24 protein-coding genes are annotated in these 26,855 nt (G+C 45.6%); 17 read left to right on the top strand and 7 right to left on the bottom strand.

Annotated features, from left to right (window positions below; translation table 11 throughout):
* Positions 1-28 precede the first annotated feature (28 nt).
* Positions 29-1,681, top strand: a complete 1,653-nt coding sequence (locus tag MHI48_RS26470) for an extracellular solute-binding protein (protein ID WP_076328860.1) — start codon at positions 29-31, stop codon at positions 1,679-1,681.
* A 122-nt stretch (positions 1,682-1,803) separates the two neighbouring features.
* Here MHI48_RS26470 and MHI48_RS26465 read toward each other — a convergent pair whose 3' ends face one another.
* Positions 1,804-2,046: a hypothetical protein gene (locus MHI48_RS26465; protein WP_036606815.1), complete on the bottom strand. Its 243-nt coding sequence runs from the start codon at positions 2,044-2,046 to the stop codon at positions 1,804-1,806.
* A gap of 293 nt (positions 2,047-2,339) precedes the next feature.
* On the opposite strand from MHI48_RS26465, the gene MHI48_RS26460 reads away from it, so the two are divergent.
* The 3 genes from MHI48_RS26460 to MHI48_RS26450 all read left to right on the top strand — a co-directional run bounded on the left by MHI48_RS26460 (position 2,340) and on the right by MHI48_RS26450 (position 7,376).
* The gene (locus MHI48_RS26460; RefSeq protein ID WP_076328861.1) at positions 2,340-4,058 is read left to right on the top strand and encodes a DUF6138 family protein; all 1,719 of its coding nucleotides are present in this window, start codon (positions 2,340-2,342) and stop codon (positions 4,056-4,058) included.
* Between the two features lie 85 nt (positions 4,059-4,143).
* Positions 4,144-5,196, top strand: a complete 1,053-nt coding sequence (locus MHI48_RS26455) for a hypothetical protein (protein ID WP_076328862.1) — start codon at positions 4,144-4,146, stop codon at positions 5,194-5,196.
* Positions 5,197-5,417: 221 nt separating this feature from the next.
* Positions 5,418-7,376 (top strand): hypothetical protein, encoded by a 1,959-nt coding sequence (locus tag MHI48_RS26450; protein WP_076328863.1) that lies wholly within the window; start codon positions 5,418-5,420, stop codon positions 7,374-7,376.
* A gap of 74 nt (positions 7,377-7,450) precedes the next feature.
* Here the strand turns inward: MHI48_RS26450 and MHI48_RS26445 are convergent, their stop codons facing one another.
* Positions 7,451-8,560 carry a stalk domain-containing protein gene (locus MHI48_RS26445; protein ID WP_245838362.1) on the bottom strand — a complete coding sequence of 370 codons (1,110 nt, stop codon included), beginning with the start codon at positions 8,558-8,560 and terminating at the stop codon, positions 7,451-7,453.
* Between the two features lie 190 nt (positions 8,561-8,750).
* Between MHI48_RS26445 and MHI48_RS26440 the strand changes: the two genes are divergently transcribed.
* Positions 8,751-9,641 (top strand): phosphotransferase, encoded by an 891-nt coding sequence (locus MHI48_RS26440; RefSeq protein WP_076328865.1) that lies wholly within the window; start codon positions 8,751-8,753, stop codon positions 9,639-9,641.
* On the opposite strand, the gene MHI48_RS26435 is transcribed toward MHI48_RS26440, so the two are convergent.
* Positions 9,638-9,844: a hypothetical protein gene (locus tag MHI48_RS26435; protein WP_017692174.1), complete on the bottom strand. Its 207-nt coding sequence runs from the start codon at positions 9,842-9,844 to the stop codon at positions 9,638-9,640. The genes MHI48_RS26440 and MHI48_RS26435 overlap by 4 nt on opposite strands.
* Positions 9,845-10,175: 331 nt before the next feature.
* Between MHI48_RS26435 and MHI48_RS26430 the strand changes: the two genes are divergently transcribed.
* From MHI48_RS26430 to MHI48_RS26380, 11 genes are all read left to right on the top strand, one after another.
* Complete coding sequence (locus MHI48_RS26430; protein ID WP_342744278.1) at positions 10,176-11,804, top strand: copper amine oxidase N-terminal domain-containing protein; 1,629 nt, start codon at positions 10,176-10,178, stop codon at positions 11,802-11,804.
* A gap of 188 nt (positions 11,805-11,992) precedes the next feature.
* Positions 11,993-12,442, top strand: a complete 450-nt coding sequence (locus tag MHI48_RS26425) for a disulfide oxidoreductase (RefSeq protein ID WP_076328866.1) — start codon at positions 11,993-11,995, stop codon at positions 12,440-12,442.
* 19 nt (positions 12,443-12,461) lie between these two features.
* Positions 12,462-12,905 carry a FixH family protein gene (locus tag MHI48_RS26420; protein WP_076253541.1) on the top strand — a complete coding sequence of 148 codons (444 nt, stop codon included), beginning with the start codon at positions 12,462-12,464 and terminating at the stop codon, positions 12,903-12,905.
* A gap of 92 nt (positions 12,906-12,997) precedes the next feature.
* Positions 12,998-13,978: a LacI family DNA-binding transcriptional regulator gene (locus tag MHI48_RS26415; protein WP_036607071.1), complete on the top strand. Its 981-nt coding sequence runs from the start codon at positions 12,998-13,000 to the stop codon at positions 13,976-13,978.
* A gap of 162 nt (positions 13,979-14,140) precedes the next feature.
* Entirely contained in the window at positions 14,141-15,466 is a 1,326-nt protein-coding gene (locus tag MHI48_RS26410) for an ABC transporter substrate-binding protein (RefSeq protein WP_081745855.1), read from the top strand.
* A 147-nt stretch (positions 15,467-15,613) separates the two neighbouring features.
* Entirely contained in the window at positions 15,614-16,498 is an 885-nt protein-coding gene (locus MHI48_RS26405; RefSeq protein ID WP_036606829.1) for a carbohydrate ABC transporter permease, read from the top strand.
* On the top strand, positions 16,498-17,325 hold the full coding sequence (locus MHI48_RS26400) for a carbohydrate ABC transporter permease (protein ID WP_036607075.1): 828 nt from the start codon (positions 16,498-16,500) through the stop codon (positions 17,323-17,325). Before MHI48_RS26405 ends, MHI48_RS26400 begins: the two co-directional genes overlap by 1 nt.
* Positions 17,326-17,367: 42 nt before the next feature.
* The gene (locus MHI48_RS26395) at positions 17,368-18,930 is read left to right on the top strand and encodes a glycoside hydrolase family 32 protein (RefSeq protein WP_083677467.1); all 1,563 of its coding nucleotides are present in this window, start codon (positions 17,368-17,370) and stop codon (positions 18,928-18,930) included.
* Positions 18,931-19,014: 84 nt separating this feature from the next.
* Positions 19,015-20,493: a prolyl oligopeptidase family serine peptidase gene (locus MHI48_RS26390; protein WP_036606831.1), complete on the top strand. Its 1,479-nt coding sequence runs from the start codon at positions 19,015-19,017 to the stop codon at positions 20,491-20,493.
* A gap of 25 nt (positions 20,494-20,518) precedes the next feature.
* Positions 20,519-20,920, top strand: coding sequence for a MerR family transcriptional regulator (locus MHI48_RS26385; protein ID WP_036606833.1), 402 nt, complete (start codon positions 20,519-20,521; stop codon positions 20,918-20,920).
* Positions 20,921-21,086: 166 nt separating this feature from the next.
* Positions 21,087-22,142 (top strand): serine hydrolase, encoded by a 1,056-nt coding sequence (locus MHI48_RS26380; protein WP_036606834.1) that lies wholly within the window; start codon positions 21,087-21,089, stop codon positions 22,140-22,142.
* 86 nt (positions 22,143-22,228) lie between these two features.
* Here the strand turns inward: MHI48_RS26380 and MHI48_RS26375 are convergent, their stop codons facing one another.
* From MHI48_RS26375 to MHI48_RS26360, 4 genes are all read right to left on the bottom strand, one after another.
* On the bottom strand, positions 22,229-22,906 hold the full coding sequence (locus MHI48_RS26375; protein WP_036606836.1) for a succinylglutamate desuccinylase/aspartoacylase family protein: 678 nt from the start codon (positions 22,904-22,906) through the stop codon (positions 22,229-22,231).
* A 96-nt stretch (positions 22,907-23,002) separates the two neighbouring features.
* A complete protein-coding gene (locus MHI48_RS26370; RefSeq protein WP_036607080.1) occupies positions 23,003-23,971 on the bottom strand; it encodes an ATP-binding cassette domain-containing protein in 969 nt (322 codons plus the stop codon).
* 22 nt (positions 23,972-23,993) lie between these two features.
* Entirely contained in the window at positions 23,994-24,794 is an 801-nt protein-coding gene (locus MHI48_RS26365) for an ABC transporter permease (RefSeq protein WP_036606837.1), read from the bottom strand.
* Positions 24,791-25,567, bottom strand: a complete 777-nt coding sequence (locus MHI48_RS26360) for an ABC-2 family transporter protein (RefSeq protein WP_036606839.1) — start codon at positions 25,565-25,567, stop codon at positions 24,791-24,793. The genes MHI48_RS26365 and MHI48_RS26360 overlap by 4 nt, the downstream gene beginning before the upstream one ends.
* 305 nt (positions 25,568-25,872) lie before the next feature.
* On the opposite strand from MHI48_RS26360, the gene MHI48_RS26355 reads away from it, so the two are divergent.
* Entirely contained in the window at positions 25,873-26,724 is an 852-nt protein-coding gene (locus MHI48_RS26355; protein WP_036606840.1) for a DegV family protein, read from the top strand.
* The last annotated feature ends 131 nt before the right edge of the window (positions 26,725-26,855 follow it).

Here is a 26,855-nt window from a genome sequence, read left to right as displayed (position 1 = left end):
TCCAAGTTACCTGAGGAGGGGTTAGTTCATGTATAGAAAAATGATGACGGCATTGCTCGCAATCACGATGGTTGCTGTAACGGCATGTAGTTCGGGGGCCAAGGAAGAACCGGCGAAGGAAGCCGCTGCACCACTTGCTCTGCAAGATGGGAAGTATGAACCCGCGGTACAGATGAGTTATTTGCGGGCCTGGAATGATGATACGAAATTCAAGAATGGGGAAACGGCCCAGAACAATGTGCATACCAAATGGGCTAAGGAACGACTTGGCATCGATCTGACTACGCCATGGGCTGTATCGGTGACCAATGATGCATTTTACACGAAATTACGCTTGTCCCTGTCCGCTAACGAAGAACTGCCGGATATCGTCTCCATTCGGGGAGACTACAATCTGGTCCGGGAATTAATTGAGTCCGGCAAATTTGCCAATGCAGGCGAGTTGTTTGACAAATATGCTTCAGACACATGGAAACAGGCATCCGAATCAGCATCCGAGGAATGGTATCCATACATGTATGAGGGCGAGCGTTATGGCATTCCAATCTTCGATTATGCTTACAACGGCGATTCGGTCATGTTTATCCGGGAAGACTGGCTGAAGAAGCTGGGACTGGAAGAACCAAAAACCATGGATGAGCTGGTTACGGTCATGGATGCTTTTACGAATCAAGACCCGGATGGGAACGGCAAGAAAGATACGTATGGTCTGACCGTGGGCATGAAAAATGCGCTCAATACCTGGATGACGGAATCCGGCTGGATCTTCGGCATGTACAACACCATGCCTGGACAGTGGAATGATGCCGGAGATGGAACACTGCAATATGGCTCCATTCAGCCAGGTGTGAAGGAAGGTCTTGCAACGATGAAAGATTGGTTGTCCAAAGGTTACCTGCCCAAAGAAGCGGGTGTCTATGATGAGATCAAGGCAGCAGAACTGTTCACCGCAGGTAAAGCAGGCATTATTGTGGGGCCACACTGGATGCCAAACTGGCCGATTGATGATGTGAAGAAAAATGTGGACGGTGCCACGTACAAGGCCATTGCTTTACCTACAGGACCAACAGGTGAGAGCCACCAGCATGGTTCTGGTGCAAGTAACGGCGTTGTACTGATTAACAAAGACATGGCGAACCCGGAGATTTTCTTTACGTATCAAAATTATCTGTTCGACAACTTTGCCAACCCGGAAGTGGGCAGCGAGTTCGAACATGGCTTCGCACAAGGATATGACTATGACATCGTGGATGGCAAAGTCGTTGGTGAAGCTGAAGTGAAGGACGGCGTATCACCACTCAAATATACGATTACGTATGATGGTGCACGGATTCCGAATCTCATGATGGATACGCTGGCGGAACTTGCGAAGGGCAAAGAACCGGAGACTCCTTTTGAGAAAAATACGAAGATTGCCAACAAACCGGAAGTATTTGTAGCCGCTGAGGTGGTTGTTGCGAATAAAGATAACGCGATCAAGAACAAGTTCACCGGGGCACCAACCGAGACGATGAAAATGAAGAAGGACGCAATCGACAAGTTGGAGAAAGATACGTTCAGCAAGATCATCTATGGTCAGGTAGGCATTGAGGAATTTGATGCGTTTGTGACGAAGTGGAAATCCATGGGCGGCGATGATATTACCGCCGAAGTGAACGAGTGGTATAAGACAGTTAATTAATTTACAAAGCAGGGGAGAACTGATGAATTCATCAGTCTACCCTGCTTTTTTTGTCTCGAATAACATTTATGGAAAATAGAACCTTTGGAGTTATAACTATTAATCTATATCGTACAGATCGATTATGACTCGCAGCGGACAAAAGTTACTTGTTTTCCTAGAATCACATTCTCAACCTTCCATCCGGCATTTAACCAGGATAGTGCCTGTGTATGATTATTGGAATTATTCACCCACCATTGTTCGCGATTATACGCTGTAGGGGGTAACGTAAATCCGAGAATCTCCTCAAGCTCTGCATATGTAAGGGTGATTGAAACTTGATTCAAATAGTTTTCCAAGGGGAAGTATTTGCTGTAGCTCATTTATTCGAACCTCCTGAGAAGGAATATAATAATTATACAACGTGGGGATGACGATAGCGAGGGCATGCCGAGAGCGTACATAGTTATGAAAGGAATCTGTAGATCTCTTTGACTAGCAAGCAACCGTGCGTAAGCCTTATTGTTCCGGGTGTACTTGAGAGAGTAAAATAATAGGTAGTATACGAACATCAATACGTATGTATAACATAGATGTCCCGGATTGACCCGGGATTCATAGAGGTTCAAGTGTGTTTGATGAACATCATAAGATGCATGGGAAGGCAGGAGATTAGATGAGTACACTTTATGATCAGGCGATGGAAGAGATGATGACGACGATCCATGAATGGTTTGATGAACAGGAAAAGCGGGATGACTTGGAAAGTGTTGTGAAGCGAACCACGCTGCAAATGGGTATTTTTAATGATATTGTACTGGATTACAAACCTGGACGGACCACGGTAGACAGCCTGGATCTGGGTTTGGATGATGATGATGTAAAATCAAAGCAGGGAAGAGTCTTTACCGAGGAACAGGTACGGAACGAGATCGGGCCTAAGCTTGCAGAGGTTGTTCAGGGAAGATTGGACAAGCTGGCAGATACTCCGTTAATTGACTACCGCTTCACCTTGCGAGGGAAATTCCCAACAACCGAAGGTAAGCTGCAACTGACTTTATTGGAATGGATAAACGAAGAGAAAAGAGCGATGCTCCTTGAGCGTATTCATACCTATGTAGACAAGAATCTGGAGAACAGTACATATCCAACGAAGCCATTGGAATCCTTCTTTTTGACAAGTCATCTGCTCGATCCAAAGCTGTTCCCGGAGTTGGATGTAGCATGGACGATCAGGCAGTATGACCAGATTCAAGAGTTGAATCAGGGGCGTTCGGATGCACTTGCGGAACATCGTCGTGAGATTACTCATGCAGTGACGGCATGGGTGGAGAATCAGTTTTTGCCACAGTATTATGATGTTCAGTCTTCGCCTTATCGTACCAATGAATATTCACTAAAACCTGGAGCAACGCTGGAGTCGAACATTGAGACACAGGCAGGCCAACATTTGAACGAGCCTGGGGAGGAGCAAACATCCGAAACTCAATCAATCGATCTGCTATTATATGCGGCGGTCATGATTCTACGTTTTGAGCCCAGTTATAGCAAATCCAAAGGTGTGACTTTTCTGGAACTCGCGAAGCAACTCGGTAGCAAACGTGCGGCACGTATGATGACAGAAGGTAGCGGAACGTATGCGAAGGACGATATTCATGTGAAAACGGAAGAAGTAGAATGCAAAGCAAATGATGTATTTGCTCTGATGACCATTCACATTCGTAAGGAAGAGCCGGGTGCCTATCAACAGGCACTTACCTTTATCACTCATTTATTGAAACAGGGCTTTCCGAAAAGTTATAAGATCAAGCTCAAGTCCAGCGTAAAGCAGTATTTGCCGATCAAAGGGCTCGCGAAGTCGGATACCCACCGATTCTTTGCCAATGCACTGGAGTACCCGGAATTGCATCCACTTCTGGAAGAGTATGCGCGTGAGGCTATCCAAGAGTTTGAGTTCTACGAGGATACCGAGGGAGAGAAAAGCTGTATGCCGGGCAGTTATGCAACCTTTGGACTGGGGCTTGTGGATGAGCAGTATTTCCCGTTGGTTGAATATTACATGGGTGAAGTGGATGATGAGCATCAGTTGATTCAGGATAAGTTCATTGCGGCATTTGTAGAACAACAGGGTGTAACGGCTCAATCCATACCTGCGTTAGTCGCCAGCTTGCGTCGTTCGACCGATAGTCTGAAGTTGAAGATTCAGCCCGAGCTGGAGAATGATGAAATACTCGAACTGTTGGTTAGGCAGATTCAAAAACTTGAGTATTATGAAGCGGAACGTGTACTCTATCCGATCTTTGGCAAGGTGGAGAAGCTCTCAACGCTTGCTCGCAAGGCCGAGGGAAGACGGAAGGAATTATTGATGGAACTTTTGCAGGCCGCAGAGAAATAAAAATGTAAACAACACAAGTAAGATTGTGCTTCGCTAGTAAAGTATTTTAGAGAAGTGAATGTGCATAAGGAGGGTGGAGAAAGTTATGGAAGCATTGAGACGAGACATCTGGCAGGGGTTGAATGCTCAGGACAAAGAGGCTTGGATGCGTAAGCTTGTTCGTCAGTTACCAGACGGTATGGTATATGAGGGTCTCGAGACATTTGAACGGTTTGGTCAGCGAATAGAGACAGGTGTATTTACGGAGGATGGGCTGAGATTTGTGTTTGTGCCTGGGGATCAAGTAACACTCGGCTGGGATCGTTGGCAGCATGGTATGAACGAAGAGACATCAGCCGACCTGCATGAAACGGTCAGTGAGTATGGTGTGGAGGACGTGGATTCTTTTCTGGCGAGTCAAATGTCACCTGTAAGAACGGTCAACATTGCGCCGATGCTTGTTGAATGCGAACTGATCTCACTTGGCTGGATTGAAGTGTCCAAGGAGGAAGCATTTGCACAGGAAAATCCTGATTTCCCTTCAGCACTGGAGCAGTTTAAGCAGTCGGAGATCCGTGAATATGAACTGCATCAACAGTTTCGTCTGATTCGCCAAAGTGAGAATGAAGTCCGAATCCTGTGGTTCAACGAAGGAATAGAGTTGGAAGACGTTGTGAGGGAGGAAGCTGCAGCGGGTTTTGGTTTACTAACCGAAGACGAATGGGAGTATATCTATGGCGGCGGTTGTCGCACGTTATTTCCCTGGGGTGACAGCTTCGACTATACGATGAGATTGAAGCACTTTGGAAGTCTGGAAGGCGTGGATGAAATTGTGGATGGATTGGCAGAGACGGCCTCTTCACGGGGTGAAGAAAAGGATGATTGTCCTTATGATCTGGAACTGCCAAATTTCTTCGGAGTGCAATTTGCCGGTGATCCCTACAAGTATGAGCTTACACTGGATTCGGTTGGAGATGTGATGCCCAAAGGCGGAGACGGCGGTAGCCTGATATGTGGCGGTACAGGACCGCTGGTTGGTTTCTTGCCTGCTTCTGCGGTCTATTATCGAGACGTTAATGCCAGTGAACTTGACTGGGAGGATTTGATGGATGCGATGGTCTATCGCAGGGTTATTCGTTTGGCTGAACTAAAGGTTTGATGGGTTAACCGAAACAGCTATTAAGCGGTAGCATCCATACGTAGAAAGAGATTTAGTGAATTCTAAAGGGCAGTTGACAGATAAATGAATAGATCTGTCGCTGTCCTTTGGAATGTTCCATTAGGGCCAGAAGATGGAAGAAAAAGTAATGAATATTTAGATCAAAAGTTCTATACTTAACGAGTCTCAACCAAATCCATTACACAGAGAAGGAGTTAAGTATGTCCAGAGGATCCAAATGGCTCATCGTCAGTTTAGTTTCAATTTTTATACTCAGCATGTCGCAATTCACAGTCTCAGCGTCCACTTCAATAACTCAAACGGCTCAGAACGCAGAGCGATCCATTTCATCCACAGATCGGGTGCAACATAACATTCGTTTTGCAATCAGAGGCACGGAGGTGACCGTGACTACGCTTCGAACGAGTTTTGATACTGGTGAACTCAAAGAAAATGAGTACCATTTTACCGATCCAGCTATTCTCCCTAGAATACATACCGGTCTGACGACAACTTCCCATCAGTATGATCCTATCGTTAGTGACACACCAGCAGGGTTAAAAGGATACATAACTTATTATGCCACGGATGATAAGCAGCATTATTACGTTTTGTACGAGTATGACTATAGCTCGAACACACTTCGCAAGGTCCATGAGGGCGAAAACCGTATCCACTTGGAACCTCAAATCGGAATATATTATACGATCTATGAGAAAAACGTACCTAAATCCAACTACTATTCCATGGTCACAGGAAAAAAAGTATACACTCGCGGAAAGCTTTTGCTGGAAAGGGATTTTACAGATACCAAATATGTGGTATCACCGATTCCACAAACCCGTAATTTTGGGGTTTATTGCACAGATACTTTAGATTGTCACTATCTTGAATATGGCGGTATAAAGGGGAAGAAGGCCAAAGTAAGCGACTTGTGGATGAAGCCCGACCAGAAGACGGGCTTGTCTACTAAAGCTTTTCAGGTAAGTGCAGATGTTCATCTAAATGTTTCTCAAGGCAACACGAGGGATCGGAAATCAGACTGGACTGTGGTTGTAACCAAAAATGGCAAAAAAACTACACTGATTAAAGAGCGAGTGGGCTATGTGCAATCATTTATCTCACCCGAAAGAAAAACATTGGTTCTGGTCACAGAGAACGGTCTGGATAGTAAAATGGAGTCGTCCAAGGTACAAGTCTATGATTTGAAGACCCTTAAGCGGATTCGTTCCTATGATTCTCCTTATCGCGCTCGTACCGAAAGTATCCAGTGGATTACTGAGGATGAGTATATTATTGAACAGTATTTTTCCAATCCAGGCTCTTACCCGCCATCCTTATATGTTATTTCAGAAAATAAACATCTTAAATTGAATTATGGTACGTACAGTGACTGGAAAAAATATTGGAATTCTTTTCAGTTCTCTAATGTGTTTTTCCCGATGGAACCTGTAGCTATTAAGTCTGATCAGGGTGTATTGGAGTATAAAGGGCAGCCCACCTTCTATATGGAAGGTCAGCATTATGTTCCTTTAGAAGAATTCACTAAAGCATTTCATATTCAATATAATCTCAGGAAGGATCGGCTCACCTTCACTCGTGGTCAGCGTTCTTCCAGTGTGAATCAACCTTCAAAACAATTGTTGACGCTATACAATCAGACCTTTATTCCTTTAGGTCAGTGGAGTAAGGACTTGGGGCTCAAAGTGTCGGAAACAAAAGCAACTGGTTACAACAAACAATTAAGCATGAGCGATGAAGAAAAGGGAACTGATCTAGCCATGGATTCCAAAATTCTTCCTTTTCATGCAAGAGCACGATGGATGGATCGGGTAGGGGAGAGTTACCAATTAGATCCGGTAAATACAAGGCCGATGGAATCAGCTGTGCCAGACCGAATTGATGGTGTGGTGCTTAATTTTGATCGAACATTGACCATTTCCTCCTCTAAAGATTCAATTACAGAGTTGCTGTTCATCAATCCAGACTACACTTCGGTGCTCGGGAAAGTATCTTTAACGGACATACCTGAGAGGAAGTGGGGATTTAGCACAGCCAAGATTCCAGAAAACATGTTACAAGATGGTGTGCTTAACGTGATTGTTCCCGTGAAAGAAGGAAAATCAACGATGGTGTACTCCTTAAAGCTTCCAGAACCATTTGATAAAAATAAATTCTAAAGATTCAAAAAAACACACATCAAATCAGCCCCAGCTCATGGAGCGGGACCGAAATGATGTGTGTTTATTTTTGTTTATTTCACTTTTTGTACGGATACTGCCATTTGCTCCAGTTGAGTGTGAGTCAATTGGTTATTCGGCGAGCTGATGGTTACATAACGATCGTCCAGCTTGAATGTGAGCATATCCGTTTGGTCTGGTGTATACCATTTGGCTGATACGCCATTAGGCAGTTTTACCGTTTTGCCATCATAGCTGAACGAGTAGTCTTTAGGGGATACCGTGACATTCATACGATTGAAAACAAAGTTTACACCATCACCGCCTGCACCTACGCTTTTGAACGTATCTCCAGCAACCATATGTTGTGGGGCATAGGCTGTTGTGAACCCGTCAAACTTCGCAAATGCTTTGCGAATGTTATCCAATTGTTGTTTGCTATAGTTCACATCTGCGAATGCAGTGATCCCTTGATCATTGTTGCTGTTGGCTTTTTGAACAGAGACAGCGACTTGTTGCAACTGAGCTTGGCTCAGCTTATGATCCGGGGAGCTAAGGGTAACGTAGCGATCATCCAGTTGGAATGTGAGCATGCCCGTTTGATCTGGTGTGTACCATTTGGCAATAACACCATTGGACAGTTTCACGTCTTTGCTCGTATAACCGTCCGAATAATCTCTTGGAGACACATCCACTTTCATATGGTTAAAAACAAAGCTGACGCCGTCGCCACCCGCACCTACACTTTTGAACGTGTCACCTGCGAGCATCTGCTGAGGTGCATAAGCTGTCTCGAACCCATCGAATTGTGCAAAAGCTTTTTGAATCGCCTCTTTTTGTGCTGCGCTATACGTTACATTCGTCAAGGCTGATGGATTGCTTGTTGCTTGGCCGATAATGACCTGTCCTTTTTTGCCGTCATAGGATACAGGCACATGCAGTGCATCGGCAAGCGCTCGTACGGGCAGATAAGTGGAGTTGTTATAAGTAATTGGCGCAAGTTTGTTGCCATTGCCATCCGTTGGTGAGTAAGCCGCGCCATCAACATTAAAGCTGATTCCATGGTTAAGGTATGCAGAGATTTTCTCCAGTTGCGTTCCGGCAAATACACCCGTTGCTCCTGTTAATGTCATGCCCAGTACCATCATCGTTGCTACGGATTTCTTCATGTTTTTTTTCATCATATATCTCTCCTTCAAGTTGGGGTTTAGTTTTGTTTAATGGGCTCGCTGTCCCTTATGGCTTTATATTAAACCCCGAACATATCCAGAATAATTCTGAATTATCTCCAACTTGTAAACATGTGTATATGAACAGGAGACTAGCATCTGTCTGTTGAATAGATCGCTTAGGATCAGGAAACGAGGTGAAGGCATGACAATTTTTCATTACGTGGCAGTTCAATATGATATTGGGAATATTGTAGGATTTAATGCCATAGAACACGGTAATAGTTCTAAAGCGATGCTGATCGAGTCTACACAAGGTAAGTTCGTTTTACGTAAACTGAGGAACGAACAACAGGCGTGGATTGAGTATGAAATGGTTCAGGCATTGGCATCAGTAAATATTTCGCCATCCATGGTACAGACAAAATACAGGATTCCGTATATTACATATAATGATGAGATTTATAATTTGCAGATCTACATAGAGGATTTGCTTCCACGTTCCCAAAGTAACATTGACTTTGTTCGGTTAGGTCAGGTGGTCGGTCTTTTTCATCGTATGACGAATCATCTTAAGGTTGCTGGTATGGAAGATCGTTTCGAGTTATCTCAATTATGGCGTGAGGTTTCCAATGTAGTGTTAGCCTCTTCATCCGAACAAATTCGTATGTTAGCGCAGCTTACAGAGGAGTGTCTGAAATTTCGCAAGACGAACCATTCAGTCATTCATGGGGATCTGGGCATGTGGAATTTGTTGTTTACAAAAGAGTCCATCTACATTATTGATTTCGGTGAAGTAAGAATGGACGATCATCATTTCGATCTTGCAGCTGTACTGACTTCTACAATTCCCTCGTCAACACATAGGCAAGAACTTGGAAAGATTATGGCTGACTTTGAAGATGGTTATGTGCAGGAGAATGCTGATTTTAACAGGAGGCAGCTTTACGAACAGTTACAAGTATGGATGTTACGCGGATTTTTGGCAGTAATCAGGGAGAGGGGAGATGGCCCCTCAACCATTGGATATGTAGAACAAAAACTGAAGCTGCTTGGCGTGTTTGAACGTATTCTTTGCCGAATCGAAACATTTTAGTTAAAAAGATAGAGGATTAGTCCGCCAAAACCAAGTACAATCGCACCAACATATACATAGGAAAGTTTGCTTAGGTTTTGCTTTGTGCGGCGGTCATATTCGGGGTTGCTGGTCTGATTGGCTTTGGAATTACCGATGATCATGGTAGCAATACCTCCAAACAAGGCGATACCCACAATTAAAACATAAGGCAACCAGGTCATGAATGGACCTCCTTCGCGAATAATATGATATGTCCTTATTGTACTTCAGGATAACCTTTGATGTAAGCTTTAGTTGAGAAATAAAGGAAAATGAAGTATCTATATTACAGTATGTATGTGGTCTTGGATCGGAAAGATCACTACAATTTTATATTTTTTTAATTCAAAAAAACCTTGATACAACAGGCGTTCGCAGCTTTCTTCACTGAAGGTTGCGAATTTTTTTTTACCCACAGAGTGATCCAGAATAGAGAACCCTGCGTTACACCCTATGAAGACGACGACGAGGAAAGAAATTATACACACAACATAATCGAGGAGTGAACACGTAATGAAAATGAAGATGAAGAAGTTTATCGCACCTGTACTTAGCTTGACACTGTTGATGCCGGGGATCGCTGGAGCAGCTGCCGCACCACAGACACCAATGACCATGATGAAAGCATCCGTTAACACACCTGCGGCTGACCTGAGAGCAAACCTGGACCACCTGTTGTCCGAGCACTTTGCACTCGCAGTAACGGCAATGGCGAAAGCCTATGACGGAGCAAAAGATGCAGATGCAGCCTACAAAGCACTTGACCAGAATGCACTGGATATGCAACCAGCAATCGCTTCCCTATACGGTGACGCAGGTGCCAAAGAATTCGAACGCATCTTCCGCGCTCATAACAAATACACAGATGATCTGGTGAAAACAACCAAAATGGGCAACCAGGCTGGAATCAAACAAGCACAAGCAAACATCAACGGTTTCGTGGATGAGTTCTCCACATTCCTGAGCACAGCTACCGAAGGCAAGTTGCCAAAAGCAGCAGCCAAACAGGCGCTGAAAGTACATGAAGATCTCGTGCAAAAAGTATTTGATGAGTATGTAGCTGGAGATTACGCTGATGCATACAAGGCTTACCGTGAAGGTTTCAAAGAAATGTTCGACGTAAGTAAAGCACTCTCCACAGCAATTACGACACAAATGCCTGAGAAATTCGAAAATACCAAAGCGGATACAAAAGCAGCTGATCTGAGATCTGCACTCAACCACTTGGCTTCCGAACACTTTGCACTTTCGGCTCTGCAAATGCAAGAGGAGTTTGATGGACGCACAGCAGCTTCCAACGCACTGGTTACAGCTGAAGCTGGAAACACAGCTGACTTCAAAGCAGCGATTGCTTCCATTTACGGTAACGATGGTTCCAATGCTTTCGAGAAAATTTGGGTTACGAACCACGTTAACGCACAAAGCGACTATGTAAAAGCTGTTAAAAACAACGATGCTGCGGCTCGTGCAGCAGTAGAGAAACGTATTGATGGATTTACAACAGAATTTGCTACATTCCTGGATTCAGCAACAGCTGGAAATCTGCCAAAAGCAGCAGGACAACAAGCGCTGACAACGCATGAAAATCAAGTACAAAACGTATTGAATCAATATGCAGCAGGTAACTATGATGCTTCGTACACAACAAATCGTGAAGGCTTCAAAGTGATGTTTGGTGTAGGTCAAGCTCTGGGTAACGCCATCGTGACTCAATTCAACGATAAATTCCAAGAGCCAGCAACACCAGCACCAGCGCCAGAAATGACAACGGTGTGGATGCAACTGAACAGCAAAATGCTGAAAATTAACGATAAAACAACCAACATGGATACCACACCAGTGCTTTGGAAAAACACAACATACATTCCATTGCGTTTCCTGAGTGAAGGTATTGGTGCAACGGTGAAATGGGACAAAAAAGCACAACAAGTAACCGTAATGGCTGGCGATGATACCCTTGAATTCTGGGTGAACAACAACGTTATGGAAGTGAACGGCGTGAAGAAAAACGTGGGTGCAACTGTATTTGTAAACAAAGATGGACGTACGCAAGTACCTCTGCGCTTCATCGCTGAACTTCTGAACTGGGACGTGAAATGGGCGCAAAAAGATGGTTCCATTACGCTGACGAAATCGATGTAATAGTAGAGTGAAACAAGATTAAAACAAAAAGAGCTGCCCCATACGGCAGCTTTTTTGTATTCACCCAAAAGTTCAAATATTTGGTATAATCATCGAGTAATGACCTACATAACAGCTTGAATAGCCGATGGAGTCTAGAATGATGTATGATAATTTGGTATAAGCAAAATGAAGAGGGGGACAGAGGAATGAGTACATCATCAAAATCGGAGCGTCCAGCGAGACATGTCGATACCCGGTTATTTATTGCTTGGGCCGTTTCCGTTATTGCAACAGGGGGCAGTCTCTATTTCAGTGAGATCAAGGGATATCTTCCATGTGATCTATGCTGGTACCAGCGTATATTCATGTATCCACTAACCATCTTGTTGGGCATTGCCTACTTTAAGGATGACGTGGGCATCACCAAATACGTACTCCCACTGAGTTTCGTCGGTGGCGGCATTTCGTTATATCATGTAACGATCCAGCGTATTTTTTCAGCTACAGGTAATGCCGTCGCGTGCGGTAAGGTTCCATGTTATACCGACTATTTGAACTGGTTTGGTTTCATCACGATTCCATTACTGGCACTGATCGCCTTTATTATCATCATCGTGATGCTGTGGGGTATCGGCAAAACACCAAAATCTTCTTAATAAGAAAGGATAGATGGTGATGAGCGGACAAGCTCGTTGGTTCATGCCCTTCGTTATTCTGCTCCTCCTGACGGTGGGATGCTCTTATGAAGAACAGTCACAATCGGGCGAGATGCCGGAGATGATCAAAGTGAAACTTGACGTTCCAGAGAAAGCTTCTCTTCATGAACCAACACGGTTGCAGGTGAAGCTTACACAGGGAGATGCACCGTTAAGTCATGCTGACCATGTGCAATTCCAGATCTGGAATGAGCTTGATGATCCGCCTTCTGTATCTCCGGAACAAGGTATGATGACAGCGGACGAACTGGAGAATCAAGGGGCTATAACTGCCAAGGAGGCAGAGGAAGGGCAGTATGAAATCCAGCATACCTTTGAAGAACCAGGTACGTATGTGGTACAGGTCCATGTTACGCACGGAGCTATGCATAGCATGCCGAGAGCGAGAATTGTAGCGGAATGAAGCAGCTGGCGGGTACCAAGGCTTTGGTTCAGGTTTAACAATAGGTTTATAATGTTAAAGGTATGAAGAATGTTGTAGGAAAAGAGGCTGTTATGGCAACTATTCATGATGTTGCACTCAGGGCAGGAGTTTCTGTAACTACCGTCTCGCGTGTATTAAACAACCGGGGATATATCAGTCAGAAGACTCGGGACAAAGTGTATCAAACCATGGACGAACTGAACTATCGACCCAACGAAATTGCCCGTTCTCTTCTGCGTAAGCAATCCAATGTGATAGGCTTGATTATTCCCGATGTATCCCATCCGTTTTTTGGAGAACTGGCTAGCTATGTTGAGTATCATGCTTACCAGAATGGGTTTAAAATTATGTTATGCAATTCCCACATGGACCCTTCCAAAGAGCGTGAATATGTGGAAATGCTCAAGGGTAATCGCGTGGATGGCATTATTATGGGAAGTCATACACTGGAAGTTGATGAGTATATGAATCTGCATTCCCCAATCGTGACCTTTGATCGTAAGATCGGTGAAGACATCCCGTTTATCTCATCTGATAACTATCAGGGAGGGGTTATGGCTGCTGAATTGTTGCTCTCGAAGAACAGACGACATTTGGCACATATCTGCGGTAATTTGGAATTGCAAATGCTGTCCAATCGCCGGACGACAGGTTTCGTTGATACATTGCAGGCTCATGGAGTCAAACCGGTCATGATTCATGAAACCGATCTGAATGTGTTTGATCAGCATCAGTATACGGAATTGGTGGATAAGCTGCTTGCACAACACCCCGAGGTGGATGGGCTCTTTGTAACGAGTGATCTGATGGCGGTGCATGCGCTGAAGCAGATCGTGTTAGGTGGGCGCAAGGTACCCGACGATATCGCTATTATAGGTTATGATGACAGTCGTGCGGCAGCGTATACGATGCCTGGCATAACAACGATCAGGCAGCCGGTGGAGGCCATGGCTAAGCTGGCGATTGATCTGATTCGGCGCCAACTCGCGGAAGAGAAGATCGGAATGGAGCATATTTTGCCAGTTACTATCGTGGAGAGAGAGACGACCTGATACAGGTCGTTTTTTCATATTCGTCCTTTTGCAACGGAAAAATGAAGTCGTAGAAATTTTTTTTTGAATGGTATGTCAAACGATTGACATGTCAAACCTTTGACATTATAATTCGATTTGTAAGCGTTTCCTTTTAAACTATTGATCGGGGGCCATAACAAGATGAAAAGAGAACAGAGATGGATGAAATTATCGGTATTGTCATTGACTATGATGCTTGTATTGTCGGCATGTGGAGGTAAAGCAGCGACGGAGTCCAACTCCTCCTCAGAGGGTAGCAGCAGTGAGAGTGTCAAAATCACCTTGCTTAATTCAAAGTCGGAAATTAACAGTCAGTTGGAACAAGTGGCTAAAGACTTTCATGCCGAAAATCCAAATATAACACTTGAAATTGTACCTGTAGGCAGTGGACAGTCTCCGTTTGAAAAAGCGTCTGCTTTGTATGCCTCTGGCAGCCCTACAACGATGATGATGCTGGATACAGGGGATGTCGAGAAATTCAAAGATCGTGTTCTGGACCTCACATCCGAGTCTTGGATGAAGGATGCTGTGGAGAATAGCACAGCGGCTACAACGTTTGATGGCAAAAATTATGCCTTCCCGTTCTCTATTGAAGGATATGGATTCATCTATAACCAGAATGTCTTGGATCAGGCGGTAGGTGGGACATTCGATCCAAAGTCTGTACAGACCACTGCACAGCTTGATGAGTTGTTCCAAAAGATCGCTGCTACTGGAAAATCACCTTTGATTGTATCTCCGATGGATTGGTCGCTTGGTGCGCATTATCTGGGGCTTGCATATGGTGGGCAGTCTTCAGACCGTGCGAAGGTGGATCAATTCATTACTGATCTGAAGGCAGGTCAAGTGCACCTTTCTTCCAATGCCGTGTTTAATGGCTTGTTAGATACATTTGATCTGATGAAAACCTACAATATTGACAAGGCTTCTCCACTGTCCGGAACCTATGAGCGTGGACCTGAAGTGCTTGGCAAGGGTGAGGTAGGTATCTGGTTCCAGGGCAACTGGGCATGGCCACAAATTTCAAGCTTTGATACAGCAGATGGAAAATATGGCTTCCTCCCGGTACCTGTGAGCAATAATCCAGATGATTTCGGTAATACGCAAATCTCTGCTGCCGTATCCAAACGAATATTGCTGGATAAGGAAAAGAGCACACCAGCGCAGCAGGAAGCAGCGAAGAAATTTTTGGACTGGATCGTTTATAACGAAAAAGGTCAGGATTTCCTGGTGAATCAAGCCAGTATTATTCCGGCATTCAGCAACATTACATTGGAGCCAACCGATCCACTTGGCAAATCCATTAGTGAATACATCAAGGCAGGCAAAATCGAGGAATCAATGAGCACACTTCCTGCGGATCACTGGTCCAAACTGGGTGCATCCATGCAGAAATATTTGGCTGACGTCATTGACCGTGCCGGACTTGCCAGTGAAATTCAGGCATACTGGAGCAACGTGAAATAAAGGAATTAATCATAGCCCTGTGCAGCACATAGAGAGAGACTTGCGGTACGCCGGAGATGGTGAACATACAGCTTCCACACGAGGTCTGTTCGACTTGTTTCCGGTATAACCGCCAGGCTAATCATTTGGATAGAGTGGAGGTTGACAATGCTGACCGAAAAAGGATTATGGACACGTTTGCGAACCCGCCTGATCTTTACTGGCCCGACATTATTTGCGTTTGCTACAGTGATGATTATTCCATTTTTGTATGGTATTTATTTGACGTTTACGAACTGGGATGGCATTGCCATCGATCAAAACTTTGTTGGCTGGGATAATTATATCGGTGTGTTCAAGGATACCGTGTTCTGGAAATCATTTGGGATGACGCTGGAGTACGTATTTATTACCGTTGTGCTGACCAATGCGGTTGCCTTCCTGCTCGCTTACGTTGTAACTCGGGGAATGAAGGCACAGGGCTGGTTTCGGGCTGGATTTTTCCTGCCAAATCTGGTGGGCGGAATCGTGCTTGGTTTCATCTGGCAGTTTATTTTTAATCAGGTACTCGTCTTTGCAGGACAAAAAATGAATCTCACGCTGTTCTCCACCTCTTGGTTGGCTGATCCGGATAAAGCGTTCTGGGCTCTCGTTGTGGTGACCGTTTGGCAGTATGCCGGTTATATGATGGTTATCTACATTGCAGGACTGATGAATGTGCCGAAGGATGTTATGGAGGCAGCCAGCATTGATGGGGCAAGTAATCGCAAAATGCTGGCGCGCATTGTATTGCCACTGATGGTTCCTTCGTTTATTGTATGCATCTTTTTGTCACTGCAACGGGGATTCATGGTGTATGATCTGAACGTCTCTTTGACCAGTGGCGGGCCCTTCAAGAGCACAGAGATGGTATCCATGCATGTTTATGAGCAGGCCTTTCTTGCTCGTGACTACGGATTGGGTCAGGCAGAAGCCTTTGTTCTGTTTATCCTTGTAGCCGCCATTACATTGCTCCAGGTCTATTTCAGCAAAAAACTGGAGGTCGAGGCATGATGGCTGGACAATCGCGCATTCTCAACTGGATGAAGTTTATTGCATTAATCATTGTGATGATTTTGTTTGTATTTCCGTTTGTGCTTCTAATCGTCAATTCGTTCAAGGCTAACCAGGCAATTACCTCCGATCCGCTGGGCTTGCCAAGCTCCTTTCAATTTGATAATTACGTCAATGCGTTTGACAAAATGGGATATGTATCCGCATTCAGCAATTCGTTGCTCATTACCATTGCAGGTGTATTACTGATTGCTCTTTTTGCGGCGATGACAGCCCATTACTTTGTTCGTCACAAAAGCAAGGTGAATCAGTATCTCTTTTTCCTGATGGTAGCTGCGATGATTATTCCGTTCCAGGCCATTATGATTCCATTGGTTAAAATATACGGCTCGCTCAGCCTGCTGGATAACAAGTGGTCGCTGATCTACATGTATATTGGCTTTGGCAGTCCGCTCGCCGTATTTATCTACCATGGCTTTATCAAAAGTATTCCCCTGGAGCTTGAAGAAGCGGCTCTAATGGATGGCTGCGGCAGAGTGCAGACCTTTTTCCGTATCGTACTGCCAGTGTTACTGCCAACAACCGTAACGATTAGCGTGCTGAATGTATTGTGGATATGGAATGATTTTTTGCTGCCTTCTCTGGTACTGACTTCATCCGAGCAGCGTACGCTGCCGTTGTCCACGTTTTATTTTTATGGGACATATACAGTGGATTACGGTCCATTGATGGCTGGTCTGGTGTTGACCCTGCTACCTGTCCTGATCGTTTATCTGTTTGCGCAGAAGTACATTATTCAGGGGGTCATGCAAGGGGCAATAAAATAAGTTCAGTCGGGTGATATAGAGAGAGACAGGAGTGAAGGACATATGAACCAGGAACGACACGAGAAGCAGGAAATAGACACAAGGCAAGAGACAGACCTTGGACTGACGAGTTCTTCGGCTCAAACGAAGGAGAGGTATACACTCGCCCGGGCCAACGCATATATCAAGGAGCATCGACATCAGGTTGATCCAACCTATCGAATGGCCTATCATTTGATGCCAGAGGTGGGCTGGATGAATGATCCCAACGGCTTCATATACTTCGGTGGGATGTATCATTTGTTCTATCAGCATTATCCCTATGAACCGGTATGGGGGCCGATGCACTGGGGCCATGCGGTGAGCCGTGATTTGGTTACGTGGTCTTACCTGCCTGTTGTACTGGCGCCCGATCAGAGCTACGACAGTGGAGGCTGTTTCTCCGGAAGTGCAATCGTGCAGGATGGCAAGTTGGTGCTGATGTACACGGGACATGTCGTGACTGGACCTGACAAGGATAACGATTACTTGCAGACACAGAATATCGCTGTCTCGGACAATGGGATTGATTTTGTCAAAAGCACGATGAATCCGGTCATTCGGCTGGATCAGATTCCGGAGCATACGAGTACGAAGGACTTCCGTGATCCGAAAGTGTTTGAACGAAACAGTGTGTACTATTGCGTCCTTGGATCGAATGATGCTGCGGGCAAAGGTGTCATTCTGTTATACCGCTCAACGGACTTGCTGGATTGGAGTTATGTCAACATTATGGCCCAGAGTGACGGGACGCTTGGCGACAATTGGGAATGTCCCGATCTGTTCACACTGGATGGCCGAGATATTCTGATCATGTCTCCGCAACGCATGCCTGCTCAGGGAGATAACTATCGCAACTTGCATTCGACCGTTTATATGATGGGAACGCTGGATGAAGACCAGGGTGTGTTGAAGTACGAGCAGTACGTTCCGTTGGACTGTGGCTTCGACTTTTACGCACCTCAGACGATGGAGGATGCACAGGGACGACGAATCATGGTGGCTTGGATGGATACGTGGGAAACGGAAATCCCGACACAACAGTCCCATGCCTGGGCTGGAGCGATGACGTTGCCAAGACAATTGATTCGTAGGGGAGAACGATTGATATTCCAGCCTCTTTCCGAACTTATACAGTACAGGTCGGAAGGCACCGAGCAGTATGGTATACATTTAAATGGTGATGAACATGATTTTGATCTTGGAATCAGTGGAGACCGTTACGAACTGTATGCTGTATTCGAAGCGGAACAGGCACAACACTTTGGGTTAAAGCTGCGCACGGGTGAGGATGAAGAAACCGTGATTTCCTATGATGTAGAGCAGCGGCGTTTATGCTTGAATCGCGAGCAGGCCGGACAAGGGCCGGGCGGAGAACGAGCTGCAACAGTGGAACTGCTTGACGGGAAACTGGAACTTCATATTTTTATGGATGTCAGCTCCGTTGAGGTGTTCATTCAGCAGGGAGAGCAGGTAATGACAGGGCGGATCTATCCTGGGCCGAGCTCAACAGGTATTAAGGCTTTCTCATCCGGAACGTGTACGTTGACCGAACTTCGCAAATGGGATTTACGAATTCCTCGATAAAATCTTTTCTAAAATACAGCCTTGACCTTGAAGTATACTTCAAGGTTTATTCTTTTTTTATCAAGAAATATTGGAGGCTGAATAATGAGAATTTTAGAATGGATTTTGGTAATCGTGACAGTTATTAGCGCAGTGGTTATTTGGGTGGCTCCCAAACATCGGGTAGTGGGGGGCGGTACGTTGTCGGCACTGGCACTGGCTATCCTTTTGCATGGGGGAATGGATCATTTTCGTTTGCAGTTGATGCCTACCTATATCGTGGCCTTTGTTTTACTGATTGTATTGTCCGTTCAATTATGGAAGTCACGGCGCAATATTCAGAATACACAGAAACAGAAACGTCGATCGTGGTTCAAAACCATTTTGGCATCCATTCTGGTGCTCGCTCTTAGTGCAGGTACAATGGTGTTGACGTCGTTATTCCCTGCATTCACGATGCCCGAATCGACGGGTTCATTTGCCATAGGAACCTTTTCGCAGCAGTTAACGGATGATTCCCGGGAAGAAACGAAATCGGTTGAACCGGGCGACAAGCGGGAACTCATGATCAATGTCTGGTATCCTGTAGATCAGGAAACAGCCAAAGGATTGCCGCTAGAGCATTATCCTGCCGAATTGGGAGAGGCGATCAGCCTGGTATTTGGTATTCCACCAGTGGTATTCAGTTACCTTGACACGATTCCGACGCATGTTGTTAAAGGTGCCGAGGTATCTGCCGCACAGAGCAAGTATCCTGTTTTACTGTTTTCACCAGGGATACGTTCTACTCGCTTTCAAAGTATGACCGCGATTGAGGAACTTGTGAGCCACGGCTACATTGTGGTTGGTATCGACCATCCGTATACATCTGCACAAGTTACATTCTCGGATGGCCATGTCGCTTCTTATCAGCCGGACCCTGACTTCCCAACCTCCAAAGAACTATATCAATATAATATAAAAGGTATAGGTATTCGTGCAGAGGATGCAAGCTTTGTACTGGACACTCTCACACAGTGGAATTCACATGATCCGAATCAATTGCTCGAAGGCAAGCTTGATCTGGATTCTGTCGGTATCTTTGGTCACTCCTACGGCGGTGCAACCACAGCGGAAGCGCTGGCTCAGGATGACCGTTTCAAAGCAGGACTTAGTTTGGAAGGCGGTTTCTGGGGTAAAGTATCCACAACAGCCTTGAAACAGCCATTTATGTATATCATGTCGGGTGGGACAGCCAAAAGTCTGGACCCGGACGCCACTGCCAAGGATAAAGTATTTTATCCCGAGTTTGAGCCTGATTTGGATCGGGTGATGTCAAACAGTCTTAATGATACCTATTATCTGACAGTGGAGAATTTATTTCATCAAAGCTTTACGGATATTTCGTTAATTTCACCAAAAATGTTTGCCAGAGGTATGACGCCAGAACATAATGTGGATATTACCAGATCCTATACGCTGGCCTTCTTTGATCATTATTTGAAGGGGGAGGAGCAGCCGTTGTTGCAAGGCCCTTCATCTAAATTCCCTGAGGCCACTTATGATACCAAGTATACCAAGCTACGTCACCAAAAAGCGGAATAACCCAGCAGAAGGATGGAGAGTATCTATGGAAACCATGACAAGAGGAGAGCTGGCTAAGCGTACCGGTGTAAGTATGGCAACCCTCCGTTATTATGAGGACAGCGGGATTCTGCCCGCTCCCGGTCGTTCCTCCAACGGATACCGGGTGTATACTGAGGATTATTTGGTGAAGATTAAATTTATTAAGGATGCCCAGTCGCTGGGTTACTCTCTAAAGGAAATACAGGATACGTTACAGTTACTCAGTCAGGAAGACATGGAAAAGGAAACGTTAAAAACCCTTGTACGCGAACGCATCACTGACATTCAGAAGCATATTGACCATCTGGAACAGCTGCAGATTAATCTGGCACGACTGTTGCATACACCGGAGGACGATATCGACAATTATATTCAATCGTTCAGGGTGCAAAAGAAAGAGCCGTAATCGCGGCTCTTTTCCTGTTTAGCAGAAAACAGGAGTTGACTAACGAGCAGGGAATCGGAGATTTAGAAAGAATACATAGTGTAGTTTGCCAATACATAATGGTGTTTAACGTGATTTCAATAATTTCAATAATGAAACTCACACCACAAAAGGAGTAACATTTTCTATGAGGGATTTGCAAGGTTTTGTATCCGATTACATCAAAGGAAAGAAACATCTGCATCTTGAGATTGGCGTTATTACAAAGGGAGATATCGAATATCATTCATTGGGCAATCCCAAAAAGAAGAGCGTGGCTGCTCCCGAACACAGATTGTTCGAAATCGGCTCTGTAACCAAACTTTTTACATCGATCCTTCTATTAGAATTGGAGCGTCAACAGCAGCTTTCCACGGATGACACGGTTGGCAAGTACATACACAATGGCAAAAACGATTATTTGAATAAGGTTACCTTAAAAAGTCTTGCGACACATACCTCTGGATTACCCGGAGTTGCCACAAACCTGTCCTCGAAGAAAAATCGATACAATCCGTATTCAAATTATACGGAGGATGATTTACTTGCTTTTTTATCGGATGCTGACTATACGGATCAGATGGGTTCATTTGAGTATTCCAATACCGGCGTGGGCTTACTGGGCTATATCCTATGTAAAGTATCAGGCAGTACATATGACGATCTGCTGAAAAAATATATCACAGGTCCATTAAACATGACGGAGACAGCAGCTATGCTGAATCCAGAACAGAATGGCAGATTTGTAGATGGACATACGTCAACGGGGAAAAAGATGCCTCACTGGGATACTGGTGTACATGAAGGGGCAGGAGCGATCAAGTCTTCTCTTTACGATATGAGTTTATTTGTACAGGCCAACCTGAATGAAGATCATCCGCTAGCCTCTGCAATACAACAAAGTCACACGCCTGTGATGATTGGAGATTCAACCCATCATTACGCCTGGTTTAGTGATAACATCTCGGATCAGAATATACTCTGGCATAACGGTGGCACATTTGGTTTCTCCAGTTATTTGGCTATAAACAAGGAACAGGATATAGGCATCGTATTATTGTCCAATTATTGTTTTGGATCAGCCTCAATTGTGGATGAGTATTTGGATGCGATATTCAAGTTTATAACTAAAAAAGACCTTTATCCACTCATGCCGCTGGATCCCGTGGGTAATAAAATACTGGAAGCCATGATGCAGAGATAAAAAAAACCTCCAATAGAGATCACCTGAGGATGTACTTCGGCGCTCTCTGTTGGAGGTTTTTTTTCGTTCTATCTTAATAGTCTTGATCATGACATACCCGCTTCACGCAGAAAATGGTGCACAATCTTCGTCTGATACTTGATACGGGTCGAGCGTTTCAGACTCCAACAGGTCTCCACTGTGACGGAACGGGCTTGTAATAGTCTTGAAGCCGCTGTACGGGCAGATCCCGGCAATTCATGCTGCTTGAGGTTGAAATGACGATCACGAATGGCAATCGACCGATTCATCCGTTCGATAACTCTTCTGCAAGCTGGAATCGTCTGACTGCCGGGATTGGTGATCAACGTCTGTCCAAGCACTCGTGAACTCAGTTGAGACAGGCCGTTGGCTTCATGCAGATCAAGCCACCAGTCGGCCCGATGTTCACGCGCCAGCTGAAAAACTGCCGCAGCGAGCGGATGCTTGGCCTTGCCTGACATACGGCGTGGAAACGTACGATTCAGATCTGGCTTGCCTCTGATTTTCTTTGCGTAGGCTTGTTGGTTCACGCGTGGCACGATAATTAACAGCCCTCGCTGAATGGCGTGACGACCTGTCGCAATATCATCTGCGAGTTTTTGCGCAGCGGCCATACTCGCCGTTTCATTCCCGTGAATTCCGGATGTAATGAACATCACGGGTCCCGGCATCATGCCACGTACGATGAAGTAGGGAGTAGCGTGTAGGCTGGATGCTAGAAGGACATGTTTGGTCACAAGCATGACGCTTCACCTCCGTTATTACAGTACGCCATGTCCCTCTTTCATGTAACGGCGTAAGAACAGGTCTTCATCTTATTTCCTCACAAAACGGGCCGACTAATACACCCGATGAATGATATCTTCAAAATCGGGTTCTTTCATCTCTACATCTTCAATCTCACCCCAGTGCTCCAACTGTTTCAGAATGTCCATTGTGCTCCATTCCTTCCGGTTCACTTCGACGGTGACAATCTGCCCTTCCACTCCTGTAATATGTATCGCGGACGACACAACATCCGGGATGTGAAACGCTCCTCGGAACGTTACCCGAATCAGCGTAGGTAGTCCGATGGTTTCGCGAAGCGACGAGATCGTGCCGTCATATGTCAGTTGACCCTGGTTAATCACCATGACCCGGCTGCATAACTGCTCAATGTCGTCCATGTCATGTGTGGTCAGCAAAATCGTTTTGCCAAACACTTCATTTAATGTGCGTAGAAATTGACGAATATTCCGCTTTGCGTTCACATCCAGTCCGATCGTTGGTTCATCGAGAAAAAGCAGTTCCGGATCATGCAGCATGGAAGCTGCGAGATCGGCACGCATGCGTTGCCCAAGCGAGAGCTTGCGGACAGGCGTGGCCCAGAACGATTCAAGGTCCAGCAGCTCGGCGAACTGGGACAGCCGTTTCTTTTTATCCTCGGCACGAACGCCGTACATCTCGGCCAGAATATCATATGAATCTTTCACGGGCAGATCCCACCAGAGCTGACTGCGCTGTCCAAACACAACACCTAGTCGACCAACGGTCCTGCGCCTGTCCTGATGTGGGTTCATACCGTCAAGCTTTACCTCACCCGAGGTTGGGTGCAGGATACCTGTCAGCATTTTGATCGTGGTAGACTTTCCAGCCCCGTTCGGACCGATGTAACCCACAAATTCCCCTGGGCCGATATCAAAACTGATATCGCGTACCGCTTCCTTGGACACATATTCACGTGAAAATAACGTACGTAGACCGGAGAAACGTCCTTCGCGAATAACAGGGGTCTTGAATTCCTTTTGCAGATGCCGTGCTGTGATCATGTTCATGATTCGTTTCGCCTCCTTAGCTACCTGTACTTTGATATTTGGTCATGCCGAATTGCCAGAAACGCAGACTTGCAACCAAGCTCAGTACGGCAACCGCCGCAACAGCAACAAGAATCCACGCTCCTCCTTCACCCCGTAACAGGTAAAGTGACGGAATGTAGTTGACGAATCCCACGGGAATTACCGTCAGCAGAATACCAGACATCCATTTGGGATATAACGTTAGCGGATATTGGGCAGCCGTTCGTGCGGCATCTTCAGTGATCGTCTGTAATTCCTCGATGCGTGTGGTCCAGAATCCGAGCGTGGCAGTAGCGAGTCCGATGGAAAAGAGAATGACTGCGCCCGTCAGGATAATGAGCAGGGAGAAGGGAATGGCTATCCAGCCAATCTGTCCGCTATGCATCATGCCTGCCAATGACCAGCAGAGAATGAACCCGCCTTGCAGGACTTCTCCAGCCATGATGCGGAAGTTTTGCGGCAGCAGTGCCAGCAATACGGGCATGGGACGTGTTAACAGTTGATCAAGCTCACCATTAACCAGGTATTTTTCCAGATGGTGAACCTCATTGCCAAATGTGCGATACAGTGTTTTGGATAACGTCATGATGGCAAAGAGATAACCGATCTCATGGAGGGACCAGCCTTTAATTGCTCCGAATTTGTGCAACACGAGAGCAACCATCAGAAACTCGGAGATCTGAATTAAAGCGGCCAGTACGGACGCCATGATGAAATTGAACTTGTATTGCATCCGACTGCGGATGCTTGTTCGAATGAGCATTTTATATAAATTGAACCAGGAAGTCCGTTTCATCCGCCTTGTACCTCCACTTTACGACGTAACACTTGGGTGATGGCAAGACAGATCAACGTCATAAAGACACACCAAAGCAAGGTTCCCCATAACAAGGAGCCATCTTCGAAACCAAGATAGATTCGGGTAGGTACATAGAGCAGGAAAGGGTAGGGTGATATCCAGGCAAGTTGTTCAAGCCAGTTCGGTAGCCATTCCAGCGGAATGAAAAAACCAGCCAGCAGATTCATCATCGCGTGATTGCCCCAGTGAAGCCAAGAGGACTCCGTGGTCCACATCGACGTAGCACCAATGATGTAGTTCATACAGATGGATAAGTATGCGGCGCCGGCAAGACCAAGTGCGGCATAGAATAGTGTTGAAACGTCTGAGGGCCAATGCAGGGAAAAGACAATGGAGAAGAGCAGGTAGATCGGAATACTTTTGTACACAAACTGGTAGGCAATCTGCCCCCATTCGCGTGCCATCAGGTGGGTGAACAGATGAACAGGCCTCATCAGATCCAGTGCGATCTGCCCTGTCCTGACGGATAAGGGAATACCCAATCCGTTCGTGAGAAAACCCGAGATCCAGAGAGAGGATTGCGTGAACGCAATGTAACTGATCATCCCCTGTGTCCCATATTCTCCGAGAGTATGGTCGGCTCCGATGCCGATCCAGAGGCAGGCATACATGTAACCAAACATGGCGCTCGCCAAGTTATGTACCATGTGTGCCCCGCGGTATTGCAGATTCCGGGAGTAGGCTTTGGAAGCCAGAGTGAAATAAAGCATGTGACACCTCCGATAAGTGGATTGAACGGCGTTTCCGTTCACTTCAGTCAAGGCGAAAAAGAGAGAAGGACAACAGCATACCAATTTATTCCTTCACAGGCAAGACATTTTTTTAGCTAATAATGGTATTAACAGGGGTGTTCATGATTGCGCCACAAGACAACGGTCTGTCCGTTCATTTATAATTGAGAGGTAGTATCGCAAACGTTTACAATGTGAAATATTCAAATTTTAAATAAACCGCCGGGCTTGTGCTTGACGATTGAAGATACAGAACGAACAATCCGGCAAGAGAGAAGGATGTCATGAAGAAAATTGCATGGGTCACCGATAGTACCAGTACACTGGATCCCGTTTTTGCGGAGCAAAATCATATCTACATCGTACCGCTGCGCATCGTATTTGGAGAGGAATGTTACCGGGAAACCGATGACATTACATCTGAAATGTTCTATGAGAAACTTGCGGAGGCTTCACGTGCGAGCAGTTCGCAGCCACCCATTGGCGAATTCATTGAACTGTATGAGTCGCTCAAAGACAAGTACGATGAGATTATTACGATTCATTGCTCTACAGAGCTTAGCGGAACGCTGCATACGTCCATGCAGGCTGCAGAGATTGCAGGAGTGACGGTGACCGCAATTGATTCGAAGGCAGGTGCCTATCCTCACCGTGAGATGATTATGCAAGGACTGGAATGGCAGAAGCAGGGATGTTCAGCTGCCGAGATCAAAGTAAACATTGAACAGATGATTGATAACATGTCCTTTTACCTCATACCGGCCAGTCTTCAACATCTTCACCGCAGTGGCCGGGTGTCGGGCACACAGCTGATCATCAGTCAACTGCTCAAGATCCATCTGCTGCTTCGATTTGAAGAGGGCAAAGTGGTTGTGAATGAGAAAATTCGCACGTTCAAGCGGACAAAAGAGCGCATGCTGGATATGCTCAAGCTGGATGTGGAGAAAGTAAAGCATGTGTGCATTATGCATGCGAACAATCAGGAAGAAGCCGTCACGATCAAGAAGCAGATTGCCAATCTGCTCCCTAAATTAAAGACCGAAATCATGCCGTTTATCCCTGTGGTGAGTATTCATGCAGGTGCAGGAACCATTGGACTGTGCTGGATACACAGCGAGAACGGATATAGAGACTAGAAGCAACAGCATTGATCTATAAACTCTCATAGACCTGGCAGGAAACACACTTGATGTCAAAGTGTTGCTCCTGTCAGGTTTTTTCGTATGTCATTGCCAATTCAAACAAACTGTGAGGTAATAAAGAAAAC

The sequence above is a fragment of the Paenibacillus sp. FSL H7-0942 genome (assembly GCF_045040715.1).
Lineage (GTDB): Bacteria > Bacillota > Bacilli > Paenibacillales > Paenibacillaceae > Paenibacillus > Paenibacillus amylolyticus.
Note: the sequence above shows the minus strand (reverse complement) of the source record. Positions and strands in the feature narration are given on the sequence as shown.